Annotated in this window: 13 protein-coding genes; 5 read left to right on the forward strand and 8 right to left on the reverse strand. The window is 69.9% G+C overall.

What is annotated here, in order from left to right:
• Positions 1 to 253 precede the first annotated feature (253 nt).
• The 8 genes from GA0070610_RS08935 to GA0070610_RS08970 form a co-directional block, all read right to left on the reverse strand.
• Positions 254 to 1,147 (reverse strand): hypothetical protein, encoded by an 894-nt coding sequence (locus GA0070610_RS08935; RefSeq protein WP_157747089.1) that lies wholly within the window; start codon positions 1,145 to 1,147, stop codon positions 254 to 256.
• A gap of 353 nt (positions 1,148 to 1,500) precedes the next feature.
• Entirely contained in the window at positions 1,501 to 2,718 is a 1,218-nt protein-coding gene (locus GA0070610_RS08940; RefSeq protein WP_172896464.1) for a toprim domain-containing protein, read from the reverse strand.
• Positions 2,719 to 2,801: 83 nt separating this feature from the next.
• Positions 2,802 to 4,619, reverse strand: coding sequence for a type IV secretory system conjugative DNA transfer family protein (locus GA0070610_RS08945; RefSeq protein ID WP_231925995.1), 1,818 nt, complete (start codon positions 4,617 to 4,619; stop codon positions 2,802 to 2,804).
• Positions 4,616 to 5,797 (reverse strand): hypothetical protein, encoded by a 1,182-nt coding sequence (locus tag GA0070610_RS08950; protein ID WP_231925997.1) that lies wholly within the window; start codon positions 5,795 to 5,797, stop codon positions 4,616 to 4,618. Before GA0070610_RS08950 ends, GA0070610_RS08945 begins: the two co-directional genes overlap by 4 nt.
• 279 nt (positions 5,798 to 6,076) lie before the next feature.
• Positions 6,077 to 7,561 carry an SCO6880 family protein gene (locus tag GA0070610_RS08955; RefSeq protein ID WP_089003375.1) on the reverse strand — a complete coding sequence of 495 codons (1,485 nt, stop codon included), beginning with the start codon at positions 7,559 to 7,561 and terminating at the stop codon, positions 6,077 to 6,079.
• Positions 7,562 to 7,566: 5 nt separating this feature from the next.
• The gene (locus GA0070610_RS08960) at positions 7,567 to 8,877 is read right to left on the reverse strand and encodes a hypothetical protein (protein WP_144082231.1); all 1,311 of its coding nucleotides are present in this window, start codon (positions 8,875 to 8,877) and stop codon (positions 7,567 to 7,569) included.
• Positions 8,878 to 8,894: 17 nt separating this feature from the next.
• Positions 8,895 to 9,638 (reverse strand): hypothetical protein, encoded by a 744-nt coding sequence (locus tag GA0070610_RS08965; protein WP_088999599.1) that lies wholly within the window; start codon positions 9,636 to 9,638, stop codon positions 8,895 to 8,897.
• On the reverse strand, positions 9,638 to 9,988 hold the full coding sequence (locus GA0070610_RS08970; RefSeq protein WP_231925999.1) for a hypothetical protein: 351 nt from the start codon (positions 9,986 to 9,988) through the stop codon (positions 9,638 to 9,640). The genes GA0070610_RS08965 and GA0070610_RS08970 overlap by 1 nt, the downstream gene beginning before the upstream one ends.
• 181 nt (positions 9,989 to 10,169) lie before the next feature.
• On the opposite strand from GA0070610_RS08970, the gene GA0070610_RS30410 reads away from it, so the two are divergent.
• Genes GA0070610_RS30410 through GA0070610_RS08985 form a run of 5 tightly spaced genes read left to right on the forward strand, consistent with a single transcriptional unit; the run spans position 10,170 to position 14,066 of the window.
• The gene (locus GA0070610_RS30410; protein WP_157747091.1) at positions 10,170 to 10,754 is read left to right on the forward strand and encodes a hypothetical protein; all 585 of its coding nucleotides are present in this window, start codon (positions 10,170 to 10,172) and stop codon (positions 10,752 to 10,754) included.
• Positions 10,751 to 11,821 carry a M23 family metallopeptidase gene (locus GA0070610_RS08975; protein ID WP_157747092.1) on the forward strand — a complete coding sequence of 357 codons (1,071 nt, stop codon included), beginning with the start codon at positions 10,751 to 10,753 and terminating at the stop codon, positions 11,819 to 11,821. The genes GA0070610_RS30410 and GA0070610_RS08975 overlap by 4 nt, the downstream gene beginning before the upstream one ends.
• A 27-nt stretch (positions 11,822 to 11,848) precedes the next feature.
• Positions 11,849 to 12,598, forward strand: coding sequence for a hypothetical protein (locus GA0070610_RS08980; protein ID WP_088999601.1), 750 nt, complete (start codon positions 11,849 to 11,851; stop codon positions 12,596 to 12,598).
• 57 nt (positions 12,599 to 12,655) lie between these two features.
• Complete coding sequence (locus GA0070610_RS30415) at positions 12,656 to 12,832, forward strand: hypothetical protein (protein ID WP_157747093.1); 177 nt, start codon at positions 12,656 to 12,658, stop codon at positions 12,830 to 12,832.
• Position 12,833: 1 nt separating this feature from the next.
• Positions 12,834 to 14,066 carry an ArdC family protein gene (locus GA0070610_RS08985; protein WP_088999602.1) on the forward strand — a complete coding sequence of 411 codons (1,233 nt, stop codon included), beginning with the start codon at positions 12,834 to 12,836 and terminating at the stop codon, positions 14,064 to 14,066.
• The last annotated feature ends 650 nt before the right edge of the window (positions 14,067 to 14,716 follow it).

Here is a 14,716-nt window from a genome sequence, read left to right on the forward strand (position 1 = left end):
GAACATGCCGCCGACCCTACTGGTCGTGACAGCGGCGGCAGCCGCCAGCTATGCCGTCACGCACGGATACGACCCTCCGGTGCACTCAACTCGACAGACCGGCACACTCAAGCGGCACATCCGGACGCTCACGCAGGCTGGGCTCGCTACGGTCCGACGTTACAGCCGACCGGCGACGCGCAGGATGCGGTATGACCGGATGTTCGTGTCCTCCACGGCTGTCCGGCCATGAAAATCATCAGATCACGGGGGATCACGCGGTGATCGTCAGTGGAACCGGTAGGCCCTGCTGCACCTCGAGGACCGCCCGCTCGCCCAGCGATTGAGCCAGATCGACGGTGGTGGTACGTCGCGCGCCCATGTCCAGGCATGTTTCGCCGGCCGCGTGGGGGTGCTCGATGACGATGACGACGACCGCATTGGCCGACTCGATGGCCTCCGCACTGTAGTCGGCGCCGCACGGCTTGCTTCCCGGGCTCGGCGCACCGGTGAAGGTGACGGTCAGCTGGCGGCTGTTCGTGGTCGTGGCCGCCGACTCGATCGCCATGCCGGCGGGTGCGTCGTAGGGATCCCACGACGGCGGCGTGACCTTGACCGTGGCCGAACTGGCGACCGCCACCCGGGTCACCCGTGCCGCCGTTCCCTTCAGCGTGTACTCCCAAGCCGGCACGGTCGCCGGGCCGCGTGTGGTCTGGATCCGCGCCGTGTTCAGGCGCGCACCGATGACCTCCAGCGGTACGCACTCGGGGCAGCCCCCGGCACCCGCCACTGCCAGTTGCTTGAGTGCTTCGTCGGCGGAGAGCAAGGGAACTTCCTGGGCCGCACCGCTCTCCCACACCACCTGTCCGGTCGGTTGCCGGAGGGCGGGCAACGCGTTGGCGGCGAGGACCCGGCCGGACATCAACGCTTGTTTGTTGTCCCCATTAGTGAGTTCCCAGTCGCCGACCTGGCCGGTCAGGTCCCCCACCGGAACGAAGCGCTGCGAGCCGCCAGCATCGAGGACTGCCTTGTCGTACCGGGCCAGAGCGTCACGCGCCTGCTGGCGCTGCCTGTCCAGCCCTTCCCCACCCGGCCCGCTCCAACCCGTGTCACAGCCAGCGAGCACGGCCACCACCGCGATCCATAGCATCCAACGCCGCAGAGCCATCCCCGCTCACCTCCATGCCCCTCTATCCAAAGAGTCCCATGAGGGTTTAGAAAGAGAGACGGCTCGACACCGAATCGAGATTCGGCACCGCCTTCGTGAGCGCCATCGCCGTGGCCCCGGCCGGGTGCTTGCCTAGTCGCGGTAACCGCAACGACACGACCGATTCGCACGCTCATCTCGACATGAGCGGGCACTCAGGCGGTCGGCGCCGGCCGACTTCCGTTACGCGACGTAACTCGGCTCGTAAGATCGGATCCCCGTAGGGCCAGTCATGGCCATCCTGGTGGGCTGGTTGGGCGACTGCGGATGCAGCGCAAGCAGAGCGCTCGTGCTGAATCGCGTCTCTTCCTCATTCATGCTCGGCGGCGCCGCTGGCGTGGGCAGTGCTGACTCGCATAGGCGGGCCCAGGTTGAGAGGGGTCGGCAGGTGTCCGAGGAGAGGCAGGTACGGATCGCAGCGGTGGAACCGCGATCGGGCGGGGGCGACCAACGTTTGAGTCGGCGGGACCGCTGTCGAGTCCTGCGGGGAAATGACCGATCCGGTGCAGTAGACCGTCCGCGGCGTAGGCCATCACTGTGCCGATACCGTCGTGGGACCGCTCGGCGATCCGGGTCCTCTCGACGATGTGCTGCGCGAGCCGGTACGCCTCACCTGGGTCTGCCGCGTCGAGCACTCGGGGTGAGAGGATCCGCGCTGCCTCGTAGCGGCCCCCGATGTCGTCGAGCAGCTGCGGGCTGCGGCTGAGCAGGCGGTCGAGGTGGTGGTCGACGACGGCGAAGAGCAGCGGCCGGGTCTGGTGTCGTAGCGCGGCGCGCAGCTGGGCGCGACCGTTGGGCCGGATGAGTAGGTCGGCCGGGTCGGCGCCGGTCGCGAACTCGGCGGCGAGCAGCGTGCCCTGCGCGCCCGGCCGTCGTAGCAGGTCGAACGCGGCGTCGGCGGCCCTGCGTCCGGCCGGGTCGCCGTCGAAGGCCACCACGATCGCGTCGCGGCATCCAGACATCGAACGGAGGATGGCAGCCTGGGCCGCGCCGAAGGCCGTGCCGCACGGTGCGACCGCGACCGCCCCGGGAAGGCCGGAGCGAGCGTACGAGAGCCAGATGGCGATCGTGTCCGCCGGGCCCTCGACGAGTACGGGCCGCCAGCCGGCCCGGATGCGGTCCTGCTGCTCGGCCACGCCGAAGAGCAGCTCGTCCTTGCGGTAGAGGGGCGACTCATGGGTGTTGAGGTACTTGGGGAGCTGCGGGTCGGTGGCGAGGGATCGGTTGCTGGCACGGCCGATGAACGCCACGACGTGTCCGTCGGGATCGCGGATGGGAAAGACGATCCGATCCCGGAACACATCGATCAACCGTTCCGGGCTGTCGCGGGTGGGTCTGGACAGCCCCGCGACTACAAGCTCCTCGGGAGAGAAGTCCATTCCCCTCAGGTGATCGGTCAAGGCCGACCAGGTCCGTGGCGCGTAGCCAACCCGCCAGGGCCATTCCCTGTCGACCAGGGCGCCCAGGGCGCGGCTGGTCAGGTATCGACGCGGCTCCTCGGCGGCGGCGAGCCGGCCGCGGAACCAGGCCACCGCGGCTTCGTTGGCGGCAAGGAGTCGCCGGAAATCGTGCTCCCGGCCGGTGTTCCCCGCTCGGACTGGGTCAGGGGAGGCCATCACGACGTCGTCGCCTCCTCAGGACGCGTCATCCCGTGGTGGTTCCGGTTGGCGTTGGCGGTGATCCGTGCCTCGGTGGCGGTTGCCGCCGCAGCGAGCTCTGCGGCCAGTGGCCCGGTGTACCAGGGCCGCAGGTCCAGCATGACGGCCCGGATGCCGGTGGCCAGCAGTAGCGCGGTGCCCTTGGGCATGGCGCGAATTTGGGCGGCGTCGAGGATGCGCTGGCGCCGTACCGACGTCTGCCAGGAGGTGCCGCCCCGACCGTCGCGGGTGCGGGAGGCGACGGAGATGTCATGGTCGCCGACGAGCCGGGACAGGTCGTCGGCGAACTTTGCGTCGTCGATGCCTGCACCCACGAGTTTCGCGGTGGCCGCCGACCAGAGGGTGTCCATGCCCTTGTCGCCCCAGACTCGGGCGCCCTGCCGGTAGGACTGCAGGATCGTCAGTGGGATCACTCCCCGGCTGCCCAGGTGCGAGTACAGGTCAGGGAGGTCGCGGATTTTGCAGATGTTCGCCGCCTCGTCCAGCACCGCGACCAGGGGCGGGTCGAGTCGGCCGCCGCGCACCTCGGCGGTGCGCACCGCCTCACGGAGCAGCTGGTCGGCCAGCCCGGCGACCAGCGGGGCGGCATTACCGGCGCCGTCCTTGCTGAGCAGGTACATGGTGTCTGCGCTGCGAGGGAACGCCCGCACGTCGACGACCGGCAACACCCGATGCTTTGGTGGGGTGACCCAGGCCATGATCTGCGGGTTGGCCAAGCAGGCGGCTGCGGTCCGCGCCGTCTCGTACAGGCCTTCGCGGGTCTCCGGCGCGCCGGCCTGCCGTCCGGCCAAGGCACGGGCGGCCGCGGCGTACCCGTGAATCTGGAGGATCTCGCCGGGCTCCCGGGCAGTGGAGTCCGACAGCCACCGTTGCACTGATATGAGCGTGCCCCCGTCGAGCGCGGCCGCCAGGATCAGGGAGGTCAGCAGGTCCAAGGCGCCGAGGATCCAAAAGTCGTCGCCGCTGCGGCCGGAGCGAATCTGCTGAACGAAGTGGTCGGCCAGTCGTTGGGCGTCCTCGATCCCGCCGACGGCTTCCAGCGGGTTCCACCACCAGCTCTGCTGTTCGTGGGTGATGGCCTGTGGGTCGAACACCCAGACCCTGCCGTGCTCGGCGCGGTGCGCGGCGGTGACTGCCCACAGATCCGCTTTGTTGCTGGTAGCGATGACCGGACCTGGCGCGTTGATCACCGCCGGGACCGCCAGCGCGGTGGTCTTGCCGGCCCGGGGTGCCATCAGCGCCACCAGGACGTCCTCCCAGGAGGCATACAGGGTCGCGCCGCTGCCACGGCGTCGGTGTCCGCCCAACATCAGGCCCGCCGAGGCCGGTTCGATTGCCTTCGCCGGCACGTGGGCGAGGCTGGGTCGTAGCCGACGCGCCCGCTGGGCGACCTCCGGCAACGTCATCGGGCGCACCTCCGACGGGGTGGCCAGCGACGGCAGCGGGTCGTCCGCCGGCGGCCGGCGGCCCTGCCACCACAGCCAACCTGCCGTTACCGCAGCCACCGTGACCGCCAGGATGACGGTGTAGATCACCGCTACCAGCGGCGGCGGCACGCCCGGGAACAAGGTGACCCAATCGGCAGCGAACAGCGCCTGCACGAATGGACCGCCGAAGCGTGGCCCGGCCGCGTTACCGGTAACCGTTGCGGCGATCCGCCCTGCGAGCCAAGACAGCCATACCAAGACGATGGCCCCCCAGGCCAGGCCGAGCACCATGAACGGGGTCTGTATCCCACCGGCGTTGCCGCGCGGCTCGACGGGCTGGGTGCTCACGGCTGCGCCTGCCGGATCGCGGTGTCGGTGTCGTAGAGCTCCCACTCCTCACCGACCAGCGACAGCGCCACCGGAAGGCCGGGCCGCTCACCGGTTTTGACCAGGTACTTGCCGCGGCCAGGGTGCACCCTGCCGGCGAACCACGCTTCCGGCGCCGCCCACGACGACACCAGGTCCCGCTCCGGCCCGGACAGGCGGATGACTTCGTTGACCCGGGCCAGCTCTCGAGGCGGCAACCCGGCAAGGATCTTGATGGCGGACCGTTCGATGAAGCCCTGCGCCTTGGCGCGGTCCTCCTCGCTGGGCAGGGCGTCGAGGTCTGCCAGCGAGTGAGTGACCATGACCGAGGCCATGCCACGCTGCCGGTTCAGCCGGGTCAGCGCGTCGGCGTGCTCGACCAGCCCGGATGCGCCGCGTAGGGCCCGCCACAGCTCGTCCATCACCCCGAGGTACTGCCGGCGCGGGGCGAGACCCTGCTCGGCGAGCACGGCTGCCGCATCCACCATCCCGAAGCCGTAACCCCACACGCACAGCATCGCGGCCGCGACGAGCTGGTCGTTGGCGGCGGCGACACGGGAGATGTCGACGCTGACCGCCGGCGCGTCCAGGTCCAGGGGCCGGGTGGTGGGACCGTCGAACACGCCGCGCAGGCTGCCTTCGCACAGCAGCGCGAGGGTCGGCACGAGCGCGTCGACGCGGCGGCGGTACTCCCCGTCGTTGCGGGCCCGTGCCGCAGCGCGCAGCTCGTCACTGCCGGCCTCGATCAGGGCAAGCACGTCAGGCACGGTCGGATCGGCTTCCGACCGCTCGGCGAGCACGTCGATCGCCCGCCCGAGGACGACCTCTTCCGGGTTGTCGATCTGCCGGCCCCGCACCAGGGCGCACAGAGCCAGCAGCAGCGACATGCGGCGGCCGCGGATCTCCAGGCGCAACTGCCGGGCCTCCGCGGCGCCCATGCGCTTCATCGCCGTGCCCAAGGGACCGGAGTCGAGGGGGTTGAGTCGGTCGAGACCGCGGCCGATGCGAATGACCTGTCCGCCGAGGTGCTCGACCAGGCGGGTGTAGTCAGGTTTGGTGTCGCCGAGGATGAGCGCCTGCGTGCCGGTGGCGGTCATGCCGGTGATCAGCCGCTTGACGATGGTGCTCTTGCCGACGCCGGGCTGGCCGAGCACGAACATGCCGGGGTTGGTGATGAGGCCGGCGCGCAGCCATTCGAGGGGGTCGAGGCAGACGACCTCGCCCCACAGCATGTGTCGGCCGATCGGGGTGCCGAGGGTCGGTGCTCCAGAGCCGGCGACGAACGGGTACAGCCCAGCCAGCTGGACGGTGGTGCCCTGGTATTCCATTCCGGGGTCGATGTGGCTGGCGCGGCCGGTGCCCGGGGCGCGCACTCCCCATGCGGGGGCAAGACCGGCGGTGGTTGGTGCCATCGGGATTTCCTCCAGTGGGAGCGGCGGTCAGCGGGGCCAATGGCGGGACAGCTGCGGGGGACAGACACCGCACGGCAGCGTGGTGGCGAAACCCGCCGCCTGGCTCGCCCACATGCGGCGGAATCTGATCTTCGCGATGTCGGCGCGTGACTCGACGTCGGCGACGGCCTTGCCGAGGTCCTCGGGGTTGAGGACGGTGACGGTGCAGAACAGCGACATCAGCCCGACCCCGGCGCCCACCGCCTCCTCGCGGGCGGTCTGGTTGGCGCGTTCCCGGTCGGCGAGGTCGCGGGCGGACTCGTCCCGCTTCTGCGCCCGGTGGTAGGCCTGCCGGAACTGCGCGGCGTTGACCTCCGCCTCCACGACACGGGCCGCATCGCCAGCGGGCAGCGGCCGATAGATCAGGCTCACCCGCTTCGTGTACGGGCCGGGCGCCAGCAGCCGCGCGAGGACGTCGGCGTGTACCGACTGCCGCGGTGCCTCGTGCATCGACCAGGTCACCGATGTGCCGGAGTCGTGGACGTAGCGGTCGACGTGTTCCTCGGCGGCGACCGGGCCGGCGGAGTCCCAGTCCAACCACCGGGCCAGATCGCCGCCGCGCGCGCCCAGGCGAGCGACGTCACCGCGGATGACGGGATCGTAGGCGGTGCGCACGATCGCGGTGACCTGGTCGGCGGTGGCCCGACCGAGGACCGTCAGCCCGCAGCTGCCCAGCGAGTCCTGCAGCCCGGTCAGGGCGCGGCTGATCTCCGCCAGTGCCTCCTCGACGCCCTTCGGTTTCGTCGGAGACGCCGCCGGATTGAAGGTGATGCTGACACGGGTTCCGACGTCGGCAGCGGCAGCGGGGGACACCTCCACCAGGCGCTGCAGGACCCGCCTCGCGGCGGCGGGACCGTGGGGCACGATTCGGCCGGAGATGTAGTCGGACAACCGGGAGCCAGGGTCGGGTGCGGTGTCGACGGTTACCGCGATGTGCTGGACCGTGGGTAGGTAGCCGAGGTTGGCAAGCCAGCCTCCCCAGTTCGCGACCCACGATGCGGTGGCGTCCGGGTCGGCGAGCCAGGTGGAGGTGGCGGCGCAGCGCAACGTCACCGTCATGCTGCCCAGCCGTCGGTTGTAGACGACGCCGTAGTTGCCACCGGCCTCGTCGGTGACCGTAAGCACGGTGGTCGGAGCGAGGACACCGGGCAGCTGCAAGGCGCTCTCGCCGACGGCCATGACCCCGGACCGGTAGGAGGTGTAGCCGCGGGTGGTGCCGATCAGCCACCGGACGCGCCGGATGATGCCGGTGGCCAGCGGTACGCCGTCCCAGCGCAGTAGTAGCAGGGCGATGGTGGCGACGGCGGGAGCGGCCACCCACGCCAATGCGGTCATGCTGATCGATGCGGCGATCAGCAGCGAGGTGATCGCCGCGAACACGGTGAGGGTCTGAGCCGGGCCAAGGCCGAGCAGGCCCATGCCGCGGCTGCGCCGCCAGCCACCGTAGGTGCGGATCTGCTGGTCAGTGGTCATGGTGGTCACCTGTTGTCCTGGGTAGTGGAGGCGGCTGCGTCGGCGGCGGACTTGGCGGCGCTGCCAGCGGCTTGGGCGGCCGTGGCGACGCCCGTGACGACGAGAGCGGTAGGCCCTGTCGCGGCTGCGTCGACTCCTGAGGCTGCCGTCGCCCCACCTCCGGCGGCGCGCTCTGCGGCGGCAGTGCGACCCGCGGCACCCCCGACGGGAGTGTCGCTGGCGGCAGTTGACGCCCCAGCACGGGGCATTGCCGTCGGTGTGACGGGGACGGAGCCGGTCGGTCCGCCGCCGGACCTACCGCCCAGGCTCGTGTCGAGGTAGCGGGCGTGCTCGCCGGCGCTGGACCCGCCGACGCTGCGCAGCGACGACGCGGCGTGCAAACCCGCTGCAGCGCCGGCGGCGGCCATCCCGGCGCTACTCCCGCCGGAGGCGATCGCGCCGGTCGTCCAGGTGAAGAACTTCATCATCGTCGGGAGCGCGACCACGGAGAGCACCAGCACCGCGAGGCCCATGAGAAAGCTGCGCCCGTTGCCGTCGGTGAGGATGTAGCCCGTCGCATACACGGTCATGGCGACGGGCTTGAACGCGATCAGCGCGATTCCCCAGCCGGTGACCTTCGACAGCCACTGGCTGGTGCCCCGCATGATCGAGCCGGTGGCCGCCAGCTGCAGAGCGCCGGCGAGGATCACCACCGAGCCCTCGCGGAAGATCATCAGTACGGCCTGGACAGCGGAGAGGAAGAAGACCAGGCCGCCGATGAAGATCGTCACCAGGGGTGTCACGCCGGCAGTTGGTAGGAGCATGGAACCCAGTGCCGCGCTGAGCGCGTCGAGGGGTGGCCTGTTGGAGCCGTTGATGATCGCTTTGTTCAGGATCCACAGGGAGTACGAGTCCGAGGCCTTGAGTGCCAGGTGGGTTCCACCGATGCCGATGGCGCCCCACAGCGCGCTGGTCCACACCCCGCGAACGGCTTGCAGCATCGGCTCGCCCTTGCGGGTGATGACCATGGTGATGCCCTGCCAGATCAGGCCACCGACCATGACCAGGACCGTGATCGGCAGGAGGAAGCCCCGTAACTGCTGAGCGGGCCCACCAGCGGCGTTGCAGTCAGCTAGCCAGCCCGCCGCGTTCGGGTCGCCGGCGCACAGATCCGTGGAGGGCACCAAGATCCAGGACGCCATGACGGTGATGACCCATTTGATGGCGTCGTTCATCGAGCCCGCGAGCCCGCCGAGGAACATGTCGGTGACCGAGCCGCCGATCTTCTCGCTGACGCTGCTCTCTGCACCGAAGACGCCCGTGCAGCTCACAGGCATGAACGGATTGCACATGATCACCGTCCAGGGATGAAGGGATGGAAGCCGTCCGGGCTGCCCGCTCGCGACACCGCCGCGCTGAAGTCACCGCCGGCTGGGGCGAGCAGCGCCCAGTCCGTGCCGGTCCACTGCAGGTACACGGTCGTGGCGGCCAGCAGGGGGTTGCCCTGCGCGTCACGGGCCTCGGTGAGAAGCAGCACGGACGCCGCCTGTTGGCTGTAGTTGGTCAGCTGGTATCCGCGCAGTACCGCCTCCAGGCGCCCGACCGGCTGCCCGTACGGGACGTTGGCGTTGGCGCGTAGGTGGTCGTAGCCCTGCCCGACCTTCGACCGCATCGCCGGGGCGTCCGCGCCGACGACCTGCTTCTGCAGGGTCTGGTCGAACACGCCCGGTCCGAGCTGCGGGGCGCAGCGCACCGTGATGTGCACCGCGGCGAGAAGCGCACCAGCCTCGTCGTGGCTGAAGCGGCGTGCTGCACCGCCGCCGGTGTCGAGCGGACCGGCCTGACCGGACACGGGCAGGGAGATTCCGGCAACCGGCGTCCATCTGAGGTCGGCTGGCAATGCCACGGCGCGGGCAGTGGGGTCGGGGACAGGCGCGGCGGTGGTGACGCTCGCCTGCTGCGCAGCCGCGTTGGGTTCGTCGCGCAGGGCGGCGACGGCCGCGACGCCGAGCGCAGCCGCCGCCGCGGGCGCGAGGGTGACGGCGGCGATCCAGCGACGGGTGCGGTGCCGGGCCCGATCGATGACGTCGTAGGTCATTACTGCAGGACCGCGCCGACAACCAGGGCGCCCATCGCGCCGAGGGTGAGCCCGCCGAGGACCCACGGGATGCCGGCCGCGCCGTCGGCGGCCAGCGAGGACCGGTTGCGCCGACCGACGGTCATCATGATCCCGGAAGCGAACAGGCCAGCGACCCCGCCGATCATGAGGACCCACTTCATCCAGCCCAAGAACATGTCGCCGAAGGCCTGCAGGCCCTCGGGTGCGACCGGGGCCGGATTGGGCACGTCGACCGGCTTAGGCGCGCCACTCGGAGAGGGCGCCGCGCCCAGGACGTCGACCGCCCCCTGGGTGTTGTCGGCCGCGAACGCGAGCAAGGTAGCGAGCACGGGTGTCTCCTTGGCCATCGTCGGGGTGTCGCACCGGGTGGTGCGTCTGCCGATGACCTTCGCCGTGTAGCGCTGACGGGACCGTTGCCGCTGGTGTAGCCGGCAGCGTTACCACCCCTCGTGACCTGCGATGGCAGCGGTAACGGCGCTACCCGGGCGGCATCGTCACGCCATGTTCTCCATGAAGATCACGCCGCCGAACGCTGGCGCGCTCGGCGCCGCGATGCTGGTGGCAGTCGTGGCTGGCTGCGCGACCCGCCCCGCCGCCCCCAGCCGACAGGACACTGGCGCTCAGCCGGCCGCCGCCGCGCCCTCGGTCGCGCCTCCTGTGGTGCCGCCACGTGACTCGAAGGCTGACTACACCGATCCGGCGCACGTATGCCAGGCCTTCGTCACCGCCCTGTACCGGGTCGACACCACGCGCGACGCCGGGCCTGGCGACGCCTTCGCCCGCGCGTCGGCCTACGCCACCGGGGCACTGGCGGGTCAGAGCGCTGCCGCTGACCGCGACGGCCGATGGGAGACGTGGGCTGCGCACCGCGTACGAGTCGACGTCCAGGTACGTCCACAGCCGGATATGCACCCGCAGCACGACAGCACCATCGAGGCGCACCGGGCCGTCCGGCTCACCGCGACACCGGTCGGCGACGGCGGGTGGCGCGGCTGGACCGAGCACAGTGTCGTGTCCTGCACCCTGCGCGCCGGAGACAGCGGCCAGCCCGGATGGCGGGTGGCGCACTACGACGTCCAGCCGGTGCGGCCATGAACGGCAGCACGGCGTGGAAGTGGGGCGCCGCCGCCCTGGCCGTCGCGTTCCTCGTGCCGCTCACGTTGGTCATGGTCGGCGGTGTGGCGGTGGTGGCGTCGCCCCCGTACCAGTGCACGGTCGTCCCGCCGTCACCCTCAGCTAACCCTCCCGGAAGCGCGGCAGACGCCTCCTGGAAACCGGCGCAGGTCGGCCACGCCGCCACCATCGTCCGGGTCGGCGCCGAGAAGGACGTGCCGTCGAAGGGGTGGACGGTTGCCGTCGCGACGGCGATGCAGGAGTCGACACTGCGGAACCTTGCCAACTCGATGGTGCCGGAATCCCTGGGCATTCCCCACGAGGGCGTGGGGCGCGACCACGACTCTGTGGGCCTGTTCCAGCAGCGGCCCGGGTGGGGCACTGTCGTGCAGCGCATGACTCCCGACTACGCCGCCGGGAAGTTCTACGACGCTCTGGTCAAGGTCAACGGTTGGGAGGCCATGTCCCTGGCTGAGGCCGCCCAGGCGGTGCAGGTCTCCAGGTACCCGGACGCGTACGCGAAGTGGCAGAGCGAGGCCCAGCGCTTGGTGCAGCTCGTCCGCGGCCAGCTGGGCATCAGCTGCAGTGGGGGCGCGACCGGCGAGTGGCGAGTGCCCCTGCCGGAGGGCAGCTACAGCGTCGGTGACGGATGGGGTGCCCCGCGGGGGAACCGCGCTCACCGCGGGATCGACCTGATCGCCCCCACCGGCACACCAGTCCTGGCGGCCGCCGCAGGCACCGTCACCTCCGCCGAATGCACCAGCGCCTACTGCGACCGCCCCGGCAACCCTGACCTGCCCGGCTGCGGGCTGACCGTCGAGATCCAGCACGCCGGCGGGATGGGCACCACCTACTGCCACTTGGTCTCCCTGAGTGTCGCCCCTGGGCAGGCCGTCGACGTCGGCCAGGAGATCGGCCGCGTCGGTTCCACCGGCCACTCCAGTGGTCCACACCTGCACTACCAGATCCATCGAAACGCGCCGCCGATCAACAACCAGACGGCCCAGGACCCGGCAGCCGTCATGGCTGACCTAGGCATCCGCTTCTGACCCCAACTTCCTGTGACTGGAGACCCGATGGACCAGATCAGAGCATGGACGATGCTGTTCCACCTGCAGTCCCGCATGCCCGGGATGTCCGTGGATTGGCTGGCCGCACCCATCAGCCAAGCACTGACCGGACGAATGCCCACGTCACCGGCCGCCGAACGCGCCGTCGTCGACGCCGCGTGGAAGCCCGGCTACCGGAGCGGCGCGGAAGCCGGCCACCGGCGAGCCGTGGAAGGTTTCCAGAACGCTGCCTTTGACGCCATGTCCCGACTCACCCGCACCGGAATCGACGACCCCGACGCCCGCAACCTCCTATGGGCGGTGGCAGAAGCCGCCACCGTCATCGGCCAGACCGGCCATCAGGACACCCCCGGCCGTGCCCGCGAGAGCGCCCACCTGGCCGCCCGCAACGACTACCCCGACCTGAGCCCAATCGCCGCAGGCGTCGTCGCAGGCTGGAATCACGGCCAACGGCAGGGCCAACAGGACGCCCCCCACTCCACCAGCCGAGCGATCTACGCCGCCGTGACGAAGAAGACCGGCGAGCACCAGATCAACAAGACGCAGATCGACGGACGACCCGCCGTGGACTGGTTCGTCGACGTCATCGGCGGAGTCCTCAAAGTCCCGCCCGAGGCACCCACACCTCGATCTTCCCCGGCTGCTTCCGAAGCGGCCGTCGCGTTCCGGCCACTGTCGGTCACCCACACCGCCGCCCCCACCGTGAGCCCGGTGGCTTCCATTCCTCAACCGGCATCGCCCCGGCGAAGCCGCTGACGAACTCCCATCCCGGGCCCATCGCCCAGCCACACCACGCCACTGAAGGGACCCCCGATGAGCATTCAGCCGAGACTCGACCGAGACGCCACCATCACTGCGTTGCAGGATCAGATCGACGACCTCACCGCGACCTGCGAGGCGCAACAGCGCCAGCTCGACGCCCAGCAGAGACTCATCAACCAGCTTGCCACCCGGATGGGCCTGCCTCTGGCCGGATCGGCGGGACGGTGACATGGCTACCCGACGAGGGACGTCGCCAAGCGACAAGCAGCGGGAAGAGTGGGCTGCCGAACGACGGGCCAAGCTCGCCGACCTCCACGAGCGCGTCGTCGCGGAGGTCGGCAAGATCACGGACAGCGATCAGTGGCGCCGATGGCTTCAGTTCGCCGCCAAATTCCACGGCTACTCCTTCAACAACGTCTTGCTGATCATGGCGCAGCGCCCAGATGCAACGTGGGTGGCCGGCTACAAGCGGTGGAAGACCGAATTCGGTCGGCACGTGCGCAAGGGCGAGAAGGGCATCGCCATCCTGGCCCCGGTCACGAAGCGCGTGACGGACGATCCACAGGAAAGCTCCGAGGACCGCAGCGAGCCCACGAAGCAGGGCCCTCAGCTGTCGGCAGGGGAGCAGGCCGCCCAGCCGGCGCGAGTCCTGTACGCGTTCAAGCCCGTGGCCGTCTTCGACATCAGCCAGACCGAAGGTCCGGACATCGATGTGCCCGGCGGACCTGCATTCGCTGACGTTATGCCCCAACTCCTCGAGGGCCAGGCGCCCGCAGGGTTGTACGACCAGTTGGTCATGCTCGCAGAGGAGCGGGGATACACCGTTGAGCGTGGTGACTGCCGAGGCGCGAACGGGTTCACCGACTACACCAACCGGTTGATCAAAGTCCGCGACGACGTGGACGACGCCCAGGCAGTCAAGACGATGATCCACGAGCTCGGACACGTGGACCTGCACACGCCGAGCGACTTCGGTTGGGACACCACTCGCGGCTGCCGAGGCGAGCGGGAGGTCGAGGCCGAGAGCGTCGCGTTCCTGGTCGCCGAACGCTACGGGCTGGACACATCGACGTACACCTTCGCCTACGTCGCGCTGTGGGCACAGCGCGCCGCCGAGCAGACCGGCCAGAGCCCAGAAAGCATCGTGCAGGCCGCCGGCCAGCGGATCGTCTCCGCCGCGTTTCGCATCACCGAAGCCGTCGACACCAACCGCACCCCCGACGGCGCCACCGTCGCACCGGCGCTGGCCGCCCAAGTTTCCAACGGTGTACGCCGCGCCTCGGCGGCGCGTGCCACCGCCGAAGCCTCCGCCAGCCGTGCGACCGCCAGTATCGAGCAGCCGCTCGTCGCAGCCGCGCGCGCGTTTCCGCCGCTTCCCCGAACGGTGCACGCCGGCGACCTAGCTCCAGCCCCGGCTGCTGCCAACGCCGTCACCGCCCGGAGAGGAGCGCGCCTACTATGAGCCCACCCCGCTACGGTGGACTTCTCTGTGCGCGTCGTGCTCAGGACCCACAACCCGATCCTTCGTCATGATGGCTACGTATGACGGCCGAGAGGGCTCCGCCGAGGCGGCCATAACTGGACCCACCACGGGCGGTCTCGCCGAGAGCCAAGTAACGGTGCGTAAGGGCCAAGACTGCGGTGTGCCGCACGACAGTGCGCGGATCTGCCAATGAGAGGGCGTCGCGTCGCTGTTGTACCGATGTGAGTTCGCCGAGAAGTGGCCGTTGGGCGCCGGCCTGGCCGCATAGGTCTTGCATGGCGACCGTACTTCTCGGCGATGTGCGGGCCTGCTGGCAGACGCTGATTGTCGGCGGGCTACAGGTTGTTGATTCGGGCCAGTAGGTCTTCCTCGGTCAGGTTTTCCAGGACCGCGTCCTGCTTGCGGGCCAGGACCGCCAGCAGCTTCTCCTTCTCCAGCGTCCTTGATCACGGCCTGCGTAGGACCCAGCCCGAGCGGGGGCTGCTGTCGCCCAGTCATCGGGAATGTCAGGCGACGTTCAGTCAATCGGCTGCCCCCTGTAGGGGGCGTTGTCCGTCTTGTGATCACCAGTTGTAGTTGCCTCTTTACATCTATGCATCTGCATCTCTAGTGTTCGGCGCACTGTCAGA

Origin of the sequence: Micromonospora echinofusca, assembly GCF_900091445.1 — a bacterium.
Taxonomy (GTDB): domain Bacteria; phylum Actinomycetota; class Actinomycetes; order Mycobacteriales; family Micromonosporaceae; genus Micromonospora; species Micromonospora echinofusca.